The sequence below is a fragment of the Pseudoalteromonas rubra genome (assembly GCF_005887115.1).
In the GTDB taxonomy this organism is placed as follows: domain Bacteria; phylum Pseudomonadota; class Gammaproteobacteria; order Enterobacterales; family Alteromonadaceae; genus Pseudoalteromonas; species Pseudoalteromonas rubra_F.
The window spans coordinates 1-18199 of the sequence record NZ_PNCJ01000043.1 but is presented as its reverse complement, the minus strand read 5'-3'; the positions used below and the strand labels follow the sequence as shown (position 1 = coordinate 18199).

Annotated in this window: 8 protein-coding genes; all 8 read left to right on the top strand. The window is 50.9% G+C overall.

The window, feature by feature from the left end; all coding sequences use genetic code 11:
• Nucleotides 1-6282, top strand: a complete 6282-nt coding sequence (locus CWB98_RS20640) for a non-ribosomal peptide synthetase (protein WP_171045709.1) — start codon at nucleotides 1-3, stop codon at nucleotides 6280-6282.
• A gap of 12 nt (nucleotides 6283-6294) precedes the next feature.
• Nucleotides 6295-10938, top strand: a complete 4644-nt coding sequence (locus tag CWB98_RS20635) for a non-ribosomal peptide synthetase (protein ID WP_138546547.1) — start codon at nucleotides 6295-6297, stop codon at nucleotides 10936-10938.
• A gap of 15 nt (nucleotides 10939-10953) precedes the next feature.
• Nucleotides 10954-12309, top strand: a complete 1356-nt coding sequence (locus CWB98_RS20630) for an MFS transporter (RefSeq protein ID WP_138546546.1) — start codon at nucleotides 10954-10956, stop codon at nucleotides 12307-12309.
• Between the two features lie 49 nt (nucleotides 12310-12358).
• Nucleotides 12359-13609, top strand: a complete 1251-nt coding sequence (locus tag CWB98_RS20625; RefSeq protein WP_054016500.1) for an HlyD family secretion protein — start codon at nucleotides 12359-12361, stop codon at nucleotides 13607-13609.
• A gap of 19 nt (nucleotides 13610-13628) precedes the next feature.
• The gene (locus CWB98_RS20620) at nucleotides 13629-14336 is read left to right on the top strand and encodes an ABC transporter ATP-binding protein (RefSeq protein WP_054016499.1); all 708 of its coding nucleotides are present in this window, start codon (nucleotides 13629-13631) and stop codon (nucleotides 14334-14336) included.
• Nucleotide 14337: 1 nt separating this feature from the next.
• The gene (locus tag CWB98_RS20615; RefSeq protein ID WP_138546545.1) at nucleotides 14338-16776 is read left to right on the top strand and encodes an ABC transporter permease; all 2439 of its coding nucleotides are present in this window, start codon (nucleotides 14338-14340) and stop codon (nucleotides 16774-16776) included.
• A 482-nt stretch (nucleotides 16777-17258) separates the two neighbouring features.
• Nucleotides 17259-17660: a hypothetical protein gene (locus CWB98_RS20610; protein ID WP_138546544.1), complete on the top strand. Its 402-nt coding sequence runs from the start codon at nucleotides 17259-17261 to the stop codon at nucleotides 17658-17660.
• 121 nt (nucleotides 17661-17781) lie between these two features.
• Nucleotides 17782-18066 carry a hypothetical protein gene (locus CWB98_RS20605; protein ID WP_138546543.1) on the top strand — a complete coding sequence of 95 codons (285 nt, stop codon included), beginning with the start codon at nucleotides 17782-17784 and terminating at the stop codon, nucleotides 18064-18066.
• Nucleotides 18067-18199 lie beyond the last annotated feature (133 nt).

The following is an 18199-nucleotide window of genomic DNA, read 5'->3' as shown; positions in this document are numbered from 1 at the left end:
ATGACAGCCTCAACTCTGAGCCGCGCAGAAAAACTCGCGCGGCTGAAACAACTGCAACAGCAAAAGGCGGGTCTGGCCCTGCTGGGACTGAGCGATAAGCAGCAACGCTTCTGGTTCAGTCATCAGCTGGATGCCACCAGCGGCATGAATAATATTTTTCGTGCCTACCGCTTTGCTGGCAGACCAGATACTGCGGCATTGCAACAAGCAATTGCCGCTGTCATGCAACAACACCCGGCCCTGACCAGTAAATTTGTGATGGTCAAAGACGAGCCCAGACAGTTCAGTCAGCCTCTGGAAAAGGTCCCGTTTGAGCAGGTGCCGGTGAACTCAGCAAGCGAAATGAAACACGCGATTGAAGCCGAGGCAAAAGTGCCGTTTGAGCTCAGTCGTCAGTACCCGTGTCGGTTCCGGTTATTCCATAACACTGAGGCCGCAGACGAATACGTGCTGACCTTGTGTTTCCACCATATTGCGCTGGACGGTTATTCGGTGGTGATGGTCGAACGCGCCATTATGGCTCTGTACTCGGGTGCTATACGTGTACCGACAGAGCCCGCCTACACGCTGACTCAGTTACTCGCCACCCAAAGCGGCGACCGCAGTGCAATGGAACAATACTGGCTGAGCCGCCTTGCAGACACTGAACATACTTTGTCTCTGGCGCTCAACCCGGCATCACCGGAGCAGGATTTACAGCAAGGCAGTTATGTCAACTTCAGCTTTGATAACGCGCTCAGCAAGCAAATCACTGCTTGCTGCCAGCAACTTGCTATCACACCATGTGTGTTTTTTCTTGCCGCTTATCAGTTGTTACTACATAAGCTGACCGGTCAGCATAATTTTATTGTGGGCATGCCTGAGCTGGCACGTGCCAATCAGCAGCAACGCGCTATGGTGGGCAACTTTGCCAACACCTTACTGATCCCGGCAGGCGTGAGCCCGGACACACCGGTTAGCGCTTTTATTTCCCGGTTGCAGCAGCATTTCTATCAGGATCTGCAATGTAACCAGGTCACGGTTGAGCGACTGGTCGATTTGCTCGGGGCAGATCGTGACAGTGGCACGAATCCGCTGTTCCAGGTGATGTTTTCATTTAATAACCTGAGCAGCAGCACGCCATCAAACTCTGAGGAAGCGCCAATTTGGCAGCCCTACCCGGTACAAAGACACTACAGCAAACTGGATGTTACGCTGGAAATTCAGCAAGCCAGTGACACATTTAGCGGCTACTTTGAATTTCGCACGGCGCTGTTTACGAAAGAGCAAGTGCGTCAGTGGCAGCACCAGCTCGCCGCTATCATCAATGTGATGCTGACCCGCTCTGAGTGCACGATTGGTGAGCTTAGCAGCTTCGATTATGCACAACAGTCGGCGCTGCTGAATCAGCCTCAGCCATCACATCTGGTGCCCTGCTTCAGTGAGCGACTCATCGCGTTATCTGAGCATCAGGGAGAGTCCATTGCACTGGTTGCGCCCGGCGCACAACCGGATCAGGATACCAGCCTTACTTATACCCAGTTACTTCAGGTGGTGCGCAGCGTCAGCAGTGAGCTGCGCTCTGTGGCACAGACCGGACAGACCATCGCCATTAGCTGTGAGCAAAGCTACCATTGCGTGATAGCCATGCTGGCGGCCCAGTTTGCCCGGTGTGCCTTCGTTGTCATTGACCCTGCTTTACCTCAGTCCCGGCGCGAGTTTATTGCCCGGGATGCTCAGGCAAGCGTAATGTTAACAGATGACACAAACCAGCTTGCACTGACCGTGCTTGATGTACAGGCGAGCACAGATCCTGAACTGGGCTATCTCGTATATACCTCAGGCTCTACGGGCACGCCCAAAGGGGTACGCGTAACCAGACAAGCGCTCAACAACCACTGTCAGGCGGTTGCCAGGCTCTATCAACTGGGGGCGCATACCAAAGCGCTGCAATTTTCGGTGTTGTCATTTGATCTGGCACTGGAAGAGTTTTTCCCAATCCTGTATCACGGTGGTCAGGTCGTGCTGCGTACGACAAAAGACACCCCCTCTTTTGCCGATTTGGGTGATCTGATTGCGCGCTACGCACTCAATCACCTGAGCCTGCCGACAGGCTATTTGCATGCCTGGATGGAGCAACTGCGTCATGCAGATCAGCCGCTGCCAAGTGAGATCAAACTGGTCGTAACCGGCACTGAACAACTGCAAAATCGTACCGTTGCCAACTGGTTCGCGCTGGCCAACCCCAAAACCCAACGCTTTATCAATGCCTACGGGCCGAGTGAAGCCACTATCAGCTGCAGTGCCCACGAAGTCAATCAGCTTGATATTCACCGCTCGCCAGTACCAATTGGCTCTGCGCTGCCACACAGCCAGGTCTATGTGCTGGACCAGCAGGGTCATGCGGTTGCCCCTTATGTACTTGGCCAGCTCTATATTGGTGGTGACAACCTGGCGCAAGGTTATCAAAACCTGCCAGAGGTAAGCGCCGAAAAATTTGCGGTCCACCCTCAGCTACAGCAACGTTTGTATGCAACGGGCGACCAGGCATATTACGACCAACAGGGGCTGCTCTATTTCAAAGGCCGCATTGACGAGCAAGTGAAATTCCGGGGCTACCGGATTGAGCCCGAAGAGATCAGCCGTCAGCTAAACAACATCACAGGCGTGACCGCCAGTATTTGCGTTGTGCAGCAAACACCTCAGCCAACCTTGGTTGCGTATGTCGTCAGTCAGGCACAGTTACAGCAAGACAAGCTCAACTATGTGCTGGCTCAGACTTTACCCGCCTACATGCTCCCAGAGCACATTATTCAACTTGATGCGCTGCCGCTGACCGCGCGGGGGAAAATTGATAAAAAAGCCCTGCCTAAAGCCGATGTGGTTAACGCACTGACTCAGCGTGCTGCGCCTAACTCGCAGCTTGAGGCGACGTTGCTGACCATCTGGCAGACGGTACTGAATAAGACCGGGCTCTGTTGTGAAACCAGTTTTTTCCTGCAAGGGGGTCACTCACTGGCAGCACTTAAAGTGCTCAGTCAGATCACACAGCAGTTAGATAAAGAGCTCACGCTGAAGCAGTTTTTCGCAGCGCCAAGTATCGCACAGCAAGCGCAATTGCTGGAGCAGCAGCAAACAGAGCAGCGCATGAGTGCACTGCAACCGGTTTCTCGCACAGAGGCAGGTACCCTGACCCACAGCCAGCAACAGATGTATGTGCTGGATGCATATGCCGGTGAGGCCGGACTGTACAATATGCCGCTGTTAGTGCAACTTGATGGCCCGCTGGATAAAACCGTGCTCATCAGCACACTGCAAGCCCTGACCACCAGACATGAAGCACTGCGCACCTGTTTTGTTGAGCATCAGGGTGAAGCCCGCCAGCAAGTGCTCAACACCGTTGAGCTGCCTTTGCAAACGCTGCAACTGGGTGAGACAGAGGCAAAAGCGCACTTTCATACTCTGCTCAAGCAGAAGTTCGATTTGGCCAAACCAGCCTACTGCTGGGTCTTGTATCAGCTAGGGGATGGCCGTCACTGGCTGGGGTTAGTGATCCACCATATTCTCTGCGATGGCGCTTCAATGGATGTGCTGATCAAAGAGCTGACCGCCTGTTATCATCAGCAGCTTCAGGGCAATCACTGGCAGCCAGATCATCTGACGGTGCAGTTACTGGATTACGCCCACTGGCAGCACACAGAGCAAGGCCAGGCATTTTTAGCACACAGCCAGCAATACTGGCTCGATGCGTTAAACGGTATGCCGCATACTCTGGACTTGCCGCTCGATGCACCTCGCCCGGCTCGTCCCAGCTTTCGGGGAAGTCGTCTTGAGTTGACGCTGCCTGCGGCGCAAAGTCAGCAGCTGGAACAGCAGGCAAGCCGCGCTGGTGTCTCTTTATATACCTTGTCTCTGTGTGCTTTTGCACTGTTATTGCAAGAGCAATCGAGACAGCAGGATTTCGCCATTGGCATTCCGGTTTCCGGACGCCCGGGCCATCAGCTGGATCAGGTTGTGGGATTATTTGTTAACTCCCTGCCAATTCGCATGACACTGACGCCTGAGCAAACTCTGACTGAGCTGCTTGCGCAAACGCAGGAACGCATCTTGTCTGGGTTTGACAACCAGAGCCTGCCGTTACAATCGTTAGTCCAGTTACTGGACGTCGACCGGGCTTTAAATTACAACCCGCTATTTCAGGTATTCTTTAACTTTTTAAGCAGCAGCGGGGAGCAGTCACACCCCATCACGGATACGCTGACACTGTCTTTGCCGGATACGCCCAATGACACCGCCAGATTTGACCTGACCTTAACTCTGGTCGCCTCTCCTGCGGGGATAAAAGGGCACCTGGAGTACAGCGAAGAGTTATTCTCTGCCGACACTATCGCTTTACTGCGCGCACGCTATATTGCAATTATGACGCAGCTGGCGAGCAGCCTGGACGGCTCGGTAGAAACATTAGAAAGCACAGCTCAGTCAGACACTTTGGCAAATCTGCCGCAAGGAACTGCCATTGCCCCCACGCAGATCCCTGACTTACTGGCACAACTGGCGCACCACACCGCGCAGCACCCGCAGCAGACGGCGCTGATCTGTGGCGAAGCACAATGGAGTTATGAAGCATTACAGCAGGCGGTTGAAACGCGTGCCATGCAACTCCACCAGCTTGGCATACAACCGGGCGACCTTATCGCGGTCTCACTGCCACGCCAGGGAGACTTACTGATCAGCCTGCTTGCCATTCTTCATTGTGGTGCAGCCTATCTGCCACTGGACCCAGACTATCCCAGCGAGCGTCTGAGCTTTATTGCAACAGATGCGGGAGTCAGATTTGTACTCAGCGATAGTACAGAGTCCGGCTTTAGCCTTGGCGCAGACTGCCAGCTTGTTGATATCAATCAGCTCGATGCGGCCACCTGTGCATTAACAACACCTGAGTATCGCCCTGAAAATCAGGCCTATTGTATCTACACTTCGGGTTCAACGGGTCTGCCTAAGGGGGTTGATATCAGCCGTGCCAACATGAATAACTTCTTGTACGCAATGGCTGAAAAACCGGGTTGCACCGCCACAGACAAGCTGCTGGCCATTACCCCCTACTCCTTTGATATTTCTGTGCTGGAGCTTTTCTTGCCACTGTACTGTGGTGCCACTTTGGTACTGGCGAACGATGTACAAAGCAAAGATGGCGCACAACTTTGTGCCCTGATTGCACAGCAGGATATTACCCTGATGCAGGGCACGCCCGCCACCTGGCGTCTGCTGTATAGCGCAAACTGGCAAGGCAAATCTAACCTCACTTGTCTGGTTGGTGGTGAAGCTCTGCCCGATGCACTGGCACAACAATTGGCACAGGATAATCAGGCACTGTGGAACATGTACGGCCCGACAGAAACCACCGTCTGGTCCAGCATCAAACAGATCCTGCCCGGTGAGCGCGTAACCATAGGTTGCCCGATCCACAATACCCAGTTGTATGTGCTGAATGAGCATAATCAGCTGGCACGCTTTGGTGCAATGGGACAACTGGCTATCGCGGGCCAGGGTGTGGCCATGGGTTACCGTGACCGCCCTGAGCTGAATGCCGAAAAGTTCGTTACCCTGGATATTGACGGCCAACCTGTCGATGCCTATCTGACCGGAGATTTAGTCCGTCAGCTTGGCAATGGCGAACTGGCCTATTTGCAACGTCTGGATGATCAAGTGAAGCTGCGTGGCTACCGTATCGAGCTTCAGGAAATTGAAGCCGTACTTGAACGGCAAAGCGGTGTCAGTCAGTGTGCTGTGGTCATCAACCAGACCCAGGCCGAGCCTGTGCTGGCGGCGTTCTATGTCGCCCAGAGCGCACTGGAAGAGACGCAGCTGGTCACCGGTTTATCAGCTCAACTCCCTCACTTTATGGTGCCGACTCATCTGATAGCACTGGACACGCTGCCACTGACGCCCAGCGGTAAAGTCGATAAAAAGGCACTAAGTCGCTATCAGCTCACTCAGTTAATGCCCTACCAGGCACCGCAAAGTGAGACAGAGCGAACCATTTGTGACTTATGGCAGAACATTCTCGGCCAGGACAAAGTCGGGCTCAGTGACAACTTCTTTAAACTCGGGGGCAACTCTATTTTGGCCATGCAGCTGGTCGCAGGACTCAACGAGGCATTTGGCCTGAGCAGCCTGACGATTGCCGATGTGCTGGCCTATCAGAGCGTAAGCCAGCTAAGCAGTCACATTGAGCAAGTACAGTTAAGTCAGGTGGATGACGCCGATTTAGCTGCATTACTGATGGAACTAGAACAAGAATAACAATGAGGCATTATGGATATTCAACAAAAACTCAGTGCACTTAGCCCCGAAAAACGGGCTAAGTTACTGCAACAACTTGCGGAAAAAAACAAAGCAGCCAAAGCGGTGGCCAACGATATTCCCGTCGTGGCTAAAGCAGCGCAGCAACGTTTTCCACTCTCGCATGAACAACAAAGGATCTGGTTCTTGTCTCGCTACGAACCAGAGAGCCCGGAATACAGCATTCCTCAGCTATACCAGAGCACACAACCGCTGGATCTGGATAGCTTTACTCAGGCCGTTGAGCAAACTCTGGCAGATCACGACATTCTGCGCTGTCGGTTTGACGAAGATCAGGGCGAAGCGCATCAGGTCATCCTGAGCATGGATGAGCTCAAAGCACAGGACAAATACCGAGTGCTGCCCATTGTCGATTTCTCTGAGCGTACGCTGGAGCAGGGTAAACAAGATGCGCTCAGAGAAATTGAGGAAGATTGCGAACGCGCATTCGATCTTACTCGCGAAGGCATCTTCCGCACTCGCCTGTTCAAGCTCGCCGGCGATCACTACATCTGGTATGTCAATGTACACCACATCGGATTTGATGCCTGGTCGCACAATCTGTTTATTCGCTATGTCAACCAAACCTATGCCGCACTATCGAGCAAAGGCGAACAGCCTGCTAAACCGCAGGCCAGCTATATTGACTATGCCTGCTGGCAACGTATGCCTGAGCAAGAAGAAGCACTGAAAAGCAAACTGCAGTACTGGCTGAAACAGCTCGAAGCCGTTCCGCCGATTGAACTGTATTGCGACCGCCCTCGCCCGGCCGAGCGCACTTTTAACGGCGATGCCTGCGGACTGCCACTGGAAGAACACCTGGCTGCACGGGTACGTGCGTTTTGCGAGCAACGTGGTATCACTACCTATAACCTGCTGCTGTGTGTACTGCGCATTTTGCTGCACAAATACACGCGTCAGAGCGACTTTGCCATCGGTACCCTGATTGCCAATCGTGAAAAACCCACCCTGGCGCAGGCACTGGGCTTTTTTACCAACACTCTGGCGTTTCGCACCCAGGTGGAGCCCGAACTAAGCTTCACTCAGATGCTGGATCTGGAAAAGCAAACGCTGCTTGATGCTTATGCGAATCAGGACGTGTCATTTGAAAAACTGGTGGATGAGTTAAACCCGACCCGGGATTTAAGCCGAGCCGCTATTTTCCAGGTCATGCTGATCCTCGATAACACCACCTCATCAATGGGTAATCCGGCATCATCAGGGCAGCAACCCCTGTTTGCGCCCATGAGCTCGGAGAACAAAACGTCCAAACTGGATCTGACCTTCTACTTTAGCCAGTCAGATACCTTGAGTGGCTTTATCGAGTTCAATACTGATCTGTTTGATATGGAGTCGATTGAGCGACTTGCCGGTCACTTTGCATTATTGCTGGAGCGCGTGATAGCCACGCCTGAACAAAAAATTGAGCAGTTTTCATTGCTCTCTCAGGAGCAGCAGCAGACCATCACAGAGCAATGGCAGGATGGGCCACAACACACCTTTGACCATCAGCCGCTGCACCAGCTGGTCAGTGCGCAGGTTAACCGTACTCACAACGCCAGTGCCATCATCGATGGTGACCTCACCCTGAGCTATCAGGCGTTAGAAAACCGTGCTAATGCCCTGGCGAACCACCTTTATCAGCAAGGTGTGCGTGCGGGTGACTTTGTGGCCATGGCCACGCATCGTAATGCGTCTATGATAGTCGCCATGCTGGCGATTTTGAAAACTGGCGCAGCGTACATTCCACTTGATACCGACTACCCGAAAGAGCGGGTCAGCTATATGCTGGACAATGCTCAGACACAATATGTGATCACCAATGACTCGCTCAGTGAGAAATTCAGCCAGTATAGTCAGCTGACTCTGATCACACCCGATGGCCTGTTGAGCGCAGCTGCACCGCAGCCGGATGCGGATATCGCGCTGAGCTTTGATGTGGCCAATGATTTAGACCTGCTGGCATATGTGATTTTCACATCCGGCTCGACCGGTAACCCCAAAGGGGTGATGATCCCACATCACAGTGTCAGTAACTTCCTGTTCGCAATGCAACAGGCACCCGGCATGCGCACAGGCGAGAAACTGCTGGCCTGCACCACCATTTGTTTTGACATTGCGGTGCTTGAGATCTTTATGCCCCTGATCAGCGGCGCCACTGTGGTACTGGCACAACGAGAGCAAGTGCTGGATCCGACCCAGCTCATTGCGTTGATTGACCGCCACGATATCGACGTTATGCAGGCTACCCCGTCGACCTGGCGTATGATGCTGGAACTGGGCTGGCAGGGTAAACGCGACATGCGGATCCTCTGTGGCGGTGAAGCACTCCCACCTGAGCTGGCAGAAGACCTGCTGCTTAAATCCTCGTCTTTCTGGAACCTTTATGGCCCTACCGAAGCCACCGTATGGTGTTCGCGCCACCGTATTGAAAGTGGTGACGGAGAAACCGGTGCGGTGACCATAGGTAAACCGATTGAAAATGTCACTATGTTGCTGCTCGACAGCCAGATGCAGGCAGTACCGCCTGGCGTACCTGGCGAACTGTACGTCACTGGTGATTGTCTTGCCCGTGGTTATCTCAATCGTGATGACCTGACTGACGAGGCATTTATCAGCCATGACTATAAAGGTCAGACTCTGCGACTGTATCGAACCAAAGACCTGGCCAAGTACGACCCGAGCGGCAAAATCATCTTCCTGGGCCGTGCCGATGATCAGGTAAAAGTGCGCGGTTATCGTATCGAGCTGGGCGAAATTGAAAGCACACTGAACAGCCACAACGACATAGAGCAAGCGGTTTGTCAGGTGCACACATTTGGCAGTGATAAAAAGCTTATCGCTTATTACAGCAGTGCTGCGGGTGAACTGGAGCAGGAACAGCTGGTTCGTCACCTTAAGAAAAAGCTGCCCGAATACATGGTACCCAGCTTATTTGTATACCTTAAGCAGATCCCTCTGACGCCCAACGGTAAACTGAACCGTCGCGCATTACCGGTACCAGACATGAGCGCGATGAGCAGTAAAGTGCCCTACTGTGCTCCGGAAAATGACTTGCAGGCCACGCTGTGCCGCTTGTACAGCGAAATTCTTAAAACACCGCAAGTGGGCATAGACGACGACTTTTTCAGCCTGGGGGGTGACTCACTACTGGTGATCCGTCTGGTTGCCAAAGCCAAACCGTTTGATATCGAAATCACGCCAAAGCAAGTGTTCCAGCACAAAACCGTGCGTGCCCTGGCCGAAGCATCATTGACCACGCAGATCCTGCGTCAGGTCGAGCCTGTGGTTGGCCCGGTTGCCATGACACCGGCACAAAAGCACTTCCTGGAGTTGTCTCATACTCATCCGGAATATCACACTCTGGGTGTATTCCTGCTACCCAGAGACAAAGACTTTGATATTTCGGCAATTGAGCAGTCTCTATTACATGTGATGGCACAGCACGACACGTTGAGAATGCGTCTGACCACAGATGCGGCTGGTCAGCATCAGCTGATAGGTGATGAACTGCCGGCCCAGGCGCCCCTGACAATTGCCACTGTGGAAGAAACCGAAGAACGCACACAGGCGCAGCAGGTCAACTACCACATCTTTGATACAGCCACTTCGATGGATATGGCCAACGGGCCGCTGTTCCGTGCCATACTGTATCCGTCAAGTAATGATGAAAAGCCTATGCTGTTCCTGATCGGCCACTTTATGCTGGCGGATATTGGCAGCTGGCATACCATCATAGATGATTTTGAAACCTGCTACCGTCAGATCAGTCGCGACGAGCCTCTGGAGCTGCCCAAAAAAGGCACATCGTTTGCTCAGTGGGTGGATAAGCTCACTCAATGGAGCCAGTCGGAAGACGCTCAGAAACAGCGCGAATACTGGATGCTTGAAGAGCGTAAACATGCCGCCGACCTGCCAAAGGATTACCCGGATGGCGTCAACAGTATGGATTCTTCACAGAGTGTCTATGTACAGTTTGATGAAGCCGAAACCACCTTGCTGACAACAGAAGTAACTAAGGTGACGGGCGCACAAATAGACAGTGTTTTGCTGACCAGTATCGTCTATGCCTTTATGCGTGAGTGTGACTCAAACTGTCTGATGATCGACCTGCTCGGTCATGGTCGTGAACCTTTGTTTGATGACGTCGACTTGTCTCGCACCGTGGGCTGGTTCAATACCATTTACCCCGCTTTTCTCAGCTATGGCGACAACCGCAGTCCGGTTGGTGCCATGAAGTATATCAATGAACAACTCAGAGCCATTCCTAACGGCGGTATCGGCTATGGCGTACTGCGCTATCTGGCAAAAGATAAGGAGCTAATCGACCACTTTAATACCGTCCCTGAACCTCAGGTGTTCTTTAACTACTTCGGCCATGACAATGTCGCCGATCTGCGCGTGTTACAACGTGAAGATGGCTTCGGCGGCTATGGGCTGGATAAAGAAACCAAGCGTCTGCGTCCTCTTGCCGTGGGTGTTTATATCAAGCAGAACCAACTGAGTGTGCGCTGGGAATTCAGTAGTAATCAGTTTGAAGAAGCCAAAATAGCGCGCCTTGCTGAGCATTGTGAAGCGTGTTTAAAAGAGATCCTTGCAACCTATAACCAATTATAATGAAGAGATTTTTCCATGTTTGAGACAATCAAAAACTCCAGTAGTGGGATGAAAACCTACTACCTTATGTGGCTGGGACAGATGGTATCTGTACTGGGCTCAGGGATCACCAGCTTTGCCGTCGGTATCTGGCTACTGGGCGAAACCGACTCAGTAACCAGCTTTACTATGGTTGCCGTGATAACCGGTCTGCCGGCCATTATTTTTTCTCCCATTATCGGTGCGTTGGTTGACCGCTACGATCGTAAGCTGATTTTGATTTTTGCTGACACACTCAGCGCATTGGTCACGCTTGGTCTGGCAGCATGTTTCTACTTCGACATGCTGAACATGTGGATCATCTTTATCGGTGTGGGTATCTCTGCCATCGCCACAGCCTTCCAGGGACCGGCGAATATCGCAGCCATTACCACCCTGATTGAGCGTAAGGATTATGGCCGGGTATCGGGCTTGATGCAGATGATTGGTTCTATCTCACTGATTGCAGGTCCGTTATTAGCGGGTGCTCTGCTAGCCTTTGTGGATCTGTTCACTATCTTCATCATTGATTTAGTGACCTTTGTATTTGCCCTGTGCACCCTGCTACTGGTGAAAATCCCTAAACCAGAACCTTACGAGGGCGCAGAAGAAGAATCTAACATGTGGCAGGAGATCAAAGTGGCCTGGAACTACCTGTTCCAGCAAAAAGATCTCGTCTATTTGCTATTATTTTTCTGCCTTGTTAACTTCGTAGTAAGTATGGGCACAATTTCCATTGTTCCTATGGTGAACTTCACTGCCGAAAACTGGCAGACAGGTCTGGTGTTATCCGTTGGCGGTATCGGCTCGCTGGTTGGTGCCAGCTACCTGGCATGGAGTGGCGGTCCGCAACGCAAGATCAACGGTATTCTGTTCGGCGGTCTGGCCATGGGCATTTGTCTGTTCATCATGGGTATGAGCAATATGATCTGGGTCGTTATGATCGGCCTGTTCCTGTTCCAGTTTTGTGTTCCTACCATTAACGGCAGTAGCCAGGTTATCTGGCAAACACGTATCCCGCCAAAAATGCAAGGACGTGTGTTTGCTCTGAGAAGGATGTTTGCACAATTTACCATTCCGCTGGGTGATTTCCTCGCCGGACCTCTGGCCGACTATGTGTTTGAGCCGGTTATGCGTAGTGAGAATGCGGTATCAAACTTCTTCGGACCACTCATTGGCACCGGCCCGGGTCGTGGTATTGGCTTAATGCTGATCCTGCTCGCGGCACTGCCAGTGCTATTTGCTGTGCTGGGCTTTATGAACAAGCACATTCGCAACATTGACGAAGCCAATGATGACGATGATGCCAGCCCGGACCAGGAAGCTGACGATACTAAAGCGCAAACCGCATAACGTAATGCCGGGCCCGACAGGGCCCGGGAACGTCATTTAAGGAATAGAGATGGATGTAGTCAAACACAAAGCTAAAAAGCAATCGAATAAAAAGTATCTGATGACAGGTGCCGCGTTACTGTGTGTTTCGATCCTGGGCTGGGTTGCCTTAAAACCCGATGGCGAGCGCAAGATCCAACGCAACGACATAGTGACAGCACAAGTGCAACGGGGCACGCTGCAAGCTGAAATCACCGGCTTTGGTGTACTCAGATCAAACAGCCAAAAGCTGATCACTGCCCGCTACCCTGCCACCATTGACGAAGTGGTACTCAAGCCAGGCGCCCGGGTCACCCCGGATTCGGTTATCTTACGGATGAGTAACCCGGAAATGGAGCAAGAGTTAGAACGCTCTTTGATGGCACTATCAAAAGAAGAAGCCAATCTCAAACGCCTGGCACTGGACAATAAACGAGAGTTACTTACCGAATCCTCTAAGCTGAGCGAACTGCGTGCCGAGTATAAAAAGCTGGCACTTAAAAAAACTGCCGAAACTGAGCTGGTAGAGAAAGGGATAGTATCGCGACTAAGCTACAATACCACGGTACTTGAATATGAGCAGTTACAAGAGTCTATCGATATTCAGGAGAATCGGATGGCGCAGCTCAAACTGGTTCACGAACAGGCCTACGCTATTCAGGAAGGTCAGATGGAACAGCAAAAAGCCCAGCATCAGGCTATCCAGGATCGGGTCAACAGGCTAACCGTCAGAGCGGGCATGAGCGGTATTTTGCAGCGCTCACCGGTTGAGCTGGGTCAAAGTGTTATCGCAGGCCAGGAGTTGGCGCTGGTAGGCAGTGAGGATGACCTGGTTGGTCTGATCAAAGTGTCACAGTCGCAGGCTGAACGTGTTCAGATTGGTCAGGCTGCAACCGTTAAAATTCGCAACGATCAGGTTGCTGCGAAAGTACAGCGCATTACCCCAGAAGTACAGGATGGCATGGTTGAGGTCGAAGTTGCATTTGTTGCAGAGCTATCCAGCTCGGCGCGGCCTGAACTCAGCGTCGATGCAAAAATTTTCACTAAAGCACTAGAAAATACCCTTTATATCGAACGTCCGGTCAACGTCAGAACACAGTCGACACAAACCTTATTCAAACTGGATGACAGTGGCGATGCGGCCTATCGGGCGCAGGTCACGTTTGGCGAAGACGCCGGACGCTATTTACAAATTACCTCAGGAGCCAAACTGGGCGACATCTTTATTTTATCGGATATGGCCAGTTTTAAAGAATCAAAAACAATAGGCATCATCAACTAGGAGCCGGGAGAAGCATTTTATGTCCAAGTCAATTATCACCCTTAACGGGATCAAAAAAGTCTACGCGACGGAAGAAATGGAAACCCATGCACTGCGTGGCGTGAATTTAGAAATCAAAGAAGGTGAGTTTGTTTCAATCTGTGGCCCTTCTGGCTGCGGTAAATCAACCTTACTGTCTATTCTGGGCCTGCTGGATATTCCTTCAGAGGGCACCTATATGCTCGATGGCATGGACGTCAGCAGCCTTTCGATTAAAGAAGCGGCAGCCATTCGTAACCAGAAAATCGGCTTTATCTTCCAGTCATTTAACCTGATTGATGAGCTGAGTGTATACGACAATGTGGCATTACCACTGGATTATGCAAACACTCAATATAGCGACGAAGAGATCCGCACCCGCGTTGAGAAATGTCTGGCGACGGTTGATATGCTGAACCGCGCTGGTCACAAGCCAAACCAGCTTTCGGGCGGTCAGCAGCAGCGTGTGGCGATTGCCCGGGCACTGGTATGTGAACCAGCTCTGCTACTGGTTGATGAGGCCACCGGTAACCTGGATTCCAAAAATGGTGATGCGGTAATGGCGATGCTGAAATCACTCAACGACAATGGCACCACAATTTGTCTGGTTACGCACGACCCTCGGTATGCAGATCACGCCAACAAGCAATTCCGCTTAAGTGAAGGCCTCATTGAGCAGCACATTGAGCAGGTTGCGGAGGCTGTGTGATATGTTATTCAAAAAGAATCTGCGCAACGCGCTGAATAACCTGCTGCGTGCACCAGGTTATTTTATCACCATAGTGCTGACCTTAGGGATCACCTTAGGTGCCCTGTCGTCCATTTTTAACCTCAATTACCTGTTGAGCTTCGAACCTTTGCCCTACCCGGATCAATCACGACTGGTGATCAGTAACTGGCGTCATACCGACGATGGCAAGCTAAAATTCGCCAATGCCCAGAACTACCCGGGGTTGCGCGAAATGGCCAACTCCGCAGAGCTCTTTGAGCAACACACCTTTATTAAATATGGTGAAGAAATACTGCAAAACGACCCGAGCAAAAGCAAACTCAAAGCGGCATACACAGGCCCGGAGTTCATGCAATTGCTGGCGGCTGAATATGCGCTGGGTCGTGGCTTTCAGGACACTGAACGTAAAGACAGCCACAACCCGGTTGCCGTGATCAGCTATGATTTCTGGCAGGACTTTTATGCCGGCAGCCAGGATGTGCTGGGCCAGACTCTGGAAATTCAGGGCACTAAGTTCTCGGTAATTGGTGTGACCAGCCCTCAATTCGTTGAGCCGCAGTTAATGTCGGTCGACAATAAAACACAGGTGTGGATGCCATGGGACTTCAACCCGGTCAGTGAAAAAGACGATACCGACTGGGGACTGTTCTTCATCGATATCTTTATGGTTGCTAAGTTGCAGGCAGATCAATCGCCTAAACAGGCTGAACTGGTATTGAGCAACGCCATTAATACCAAATTCCGCGCCGAGAACGCTGGCGTGGCTTACTTTGAATCGCGCAAAATTGACGTTACTTTAGAAAAGTTTGAAACGGTCATTTTGGGTGATACCCGCTCTCAAACCTTACTGATGCTGGCGGGTATGATCATCCTGCTGTTGATTGCGGCGGTTAACGTGACCAACCTGGTACTTGCCCGTGCAGCCAATAACCATCGTAAATTCAGTATTCAGGCCGCACTGGGCGCCAACAAGCGTCATATTTTCTCTGCGATTCTGGCTGAAATTGGCCTGGTAATGACAGCCGCGGCGGTTTTCTCTGTCGTGATCACTTTGATTGCAAACAATCTGCTGGTCAGCTTTGCACAAAACCATATTCCGCGCGTCGCAGAGCTACACCTGAATGTGGCAACTGTGGTTTTCTCATTTGCGGTTGCCTGGTTACTGGCGTTTGCGTTTGCCACCATTACCACACAACAGATCAAGTACCGTGCTCTGGCGGGTGCCATTCAAACCAGTGGTAAAGGCAGCGGCCTGCAAATTTCAAGAAGCCTGCGCACGACCCTGATGGCCAGCCAGGTAGCCCTCAGCGCCTTGCTGGTAACCTGTAATGCCTATGTGCTGAGCAAAGCGTTAGACAATATCCAGCGCCCGCTTGGGTTTGAATCTGAACAGGTTGCCTATGTGTCTATGGAGCTGGGTGGAGTCGACCTGCAAACTCGTGAGCAATGGATGAGTCTGGTACAGGATCTGAAAGATAAAATTGCCACGCATCCGTCGGTTGCTGAAGTCAGTATAGGATCAAATGCCCCTATGGCTCGCACTAAAAACATGGAATGGACCATAGCGGTAACCACGGAGCAAGGCGGTGGTGACCGCATCAGCCCGGGAGTGGCACTCATTGATGAGCAATACGTACCTTTAATTGGTTTGCCAATGCATCAGGGCCGTAACTTTACCGCAGAAGATGTCGCCAATCGCCAGAAGGTTGCGATCATCAACCGCACTATGGCCGAGCAAATTGACCCAAGTGGTAACGTGCTTGACCGCCCTGTGTATTTACCTCGTCAAAAAGACCCTTACATTATCGTGGGTATCGTTGAAGATATGCAGGTACCTGCACAGGAAAACAGCCCGCGCTTTTATATTCCAAGCATCTCGGCGGCCAGCTTTATGGTGAAGTATAAGCCGAACAACCGTGTCAGTGTCCTGGAATACAACCAGCTGGCAGAGCAGGTGCACTCTCAGGTATACCTGTACGACGCCTATGACATGACCAGCATCCATGACCAGAAACTGGCACTGGACCGCATCTTTGCCTGGATCTCAGCTTCGCTGGGTGTCTTGTCTATCCTGCTCGCAGCCATTGGTCTGTACGGTATGTTCAGCTACAGTGTGACACTGCGTAAGTTTGAACTAGGCGTGCGCATGGCCATTGGTGCGGCGCCAAATCGTATCATCTCTTTACTGCTTAAAGATGCGATGACACCTCTGCTAAGCGGTATCGTGATAGCCCTGCTTGGCCTGGTTGGGATTTACTATTACCTGAGCAACCACAGCACTTACTTTGTAGAGCTGGATATAGTCAGCGTACTGCTGTCATTGCTGGTGATTGTAGGCACATCTGTGTTGTCTGCTATCTATGCAAGCAGCCCGCTGATCCGCAACCGAGTGATTTATTCACTACGCGGCAGCGACTAACCACAAAAAAAGCCACCTGTGTGACAGGTGGCTTTACCCTCTTGAACTTATCTTTTTATTTATAACGCCCAGTTAAGGTGTGTTTGGTAAACACGCGCTATTACTTGAATTAACCATGTCAGAGCTGAGCTTTTTCTTCTCCAAAGCTACCCTTGAGTAAATTTTCATTTCTGAATTGAACCAGCATTATTTTTCGGTTGGTCTGCGGTTATTAACAGGTTCCAGTTGGGTACCTGCGGTTTTTATAAGTGCTTTATCCGGTAAGTTCGATACCGGATGCCTAAACATTTTGAGGGCTGTTGTCCAATAACATTATTACGCCCCAATTTGTCCAAATACGACACAGATGTGACTTTGACAGTTGCAACAGATTGTTTACTTTGAGTTTATTCCGTGGGCTCATAAGGTTATGTAATACAGCCCGTTTTGTCGGTTTACGTTCCGACATGTTGGGGTAGAATAAATTGTTAGCAGTACTAAGTATGTATCGTATCAAAAGAGCTCGGAGTGTAATTCATAGCCTTGCACATCATGGTGTAAGTGCTCTTTCTTGGTTGCATCCAAGATTAGGAAACGAGTGCACTTCATCTGGTTTAACGGAAGTTGAATTTGATTTAATTGGTGAATCAATTACTACTAAAGAGTTTAATGGTTCTAAAGAAACATTATTAGCTTACAATGCGCTTAGAGACACATTTAAACAAATTCTAAAATCGGAAAAAATGGATTTGTCTCATATTCAGAGCGCTAGTATTACTTTTGGGTTTAAAAATGAATCGTGGCCAAATTTTTGTATATGCACAATTGCAGGCTCAGATTCAGATCCAATTAAAGTAAAAGTTGATTGGTGTGGTAATAAATACAACTTGTTAAGTGATTGCTAATCGTACTGCTAACAAGTCAATCAAGTCGGACGCATAACAGTTGGCTGCGTTCACTTCGTTCACAATTTTAGCCAACTATTATCCGCCGCTTATTGGGGTGTTATGTGTCTGAAGGTGTCCGATGAATAATCCACCGAGCGAAATTGACGGGGCCAACGTCTTAGAGTGGGCTTGGTCCGGCGACAAGCCTTTTGGCTACATTCACTATGAGAATGGGAAAGTAGCAGCAAAAATATATGGGCTAGCGATCTGCAAATATGAGAATGGCGACGGAGTATATAGATTTAGCTGTAATGAGCACTGGGAAACTGAGCAAGACCAAAAATACGGCTCTATAAATGAAGCCAAATTGAACATACCATTACAGTACCAATCAGTAATTGCTAAGTGGCAATCTCAAAAGTAAACACATAACAAACCGCTTAAACCGAGGCCAAACACTCCAGTTGCTTTGTGGTTCGCTTCGCTCACTTTACCACAAAGCAACTTCCGTATTTGCCCCGGGTTAGCGGGGCGTCTGGTATGACTCCCACTGTCAA

What these genes read in the sequence shown, in the direction of transcription:
- CWB98_RS20620 (WP_054016499.1), top strand. Translation starts at nt 13,629, where the DNA reads ATGTCCAAGTCAATTATCACCCTTAACGGGATCAAAAAAGTCTACGCG.
- CWB98_RS20640 (WP_171045709.1), top strand. Translation starts at nt 1, where the DNA reads ATGACAGCCTCAACTCTGAGCCGCGCAGAAAAACTCGCGCGGCTGAAA.
- CWB98_RS20605 (WP_138546543.1), top strand. Translation starts at nt 17,782, where the DNA reads ATGAATAATCCACCGAGCGAAATTGACGGGGCCAACGTCTTAGAGTGG.
- CWB98_RS20625 (WP_054016500.1), top strand. Translation starts at nt 12,359, where the DNA reads ATGGATGTAGTCAAACACAAAGCTAAAAAGCAATCGAATAAAAAGTAT.
- CWB98_RS20635 (WP_138546547.1), top strand. Translation starts at nt 6,295, where the DNA reads ATGGATATTCAACAAAAACTCAGTGCACTTAGCCCCGAAAAACGGGCT.
- CWB98_RS20610 (WP_138546544.1), top strand. Translation starts at nt 17,259, where the DNA reads ATGTATCGTATCAAAAGAGCTCGGAGTGTAATTCATAGCCTTGCACAT.
- CWB98_RS20615 (WP_138546545.1), top strand. Translation starts at nt 14,338, where the DNA reads ATGTTATTCAAAAAGAATCTGCGCAACGCGCTGAATAACCTGCTGCGT.
- CWB98_RS20630 (WP_138546546.1), top strand. Translation starts at nt 10,954, where the DNA reads ATGTTTGAGACAATCAAAAACTCCAGTAGTGGGATGAAAACCTACTAC.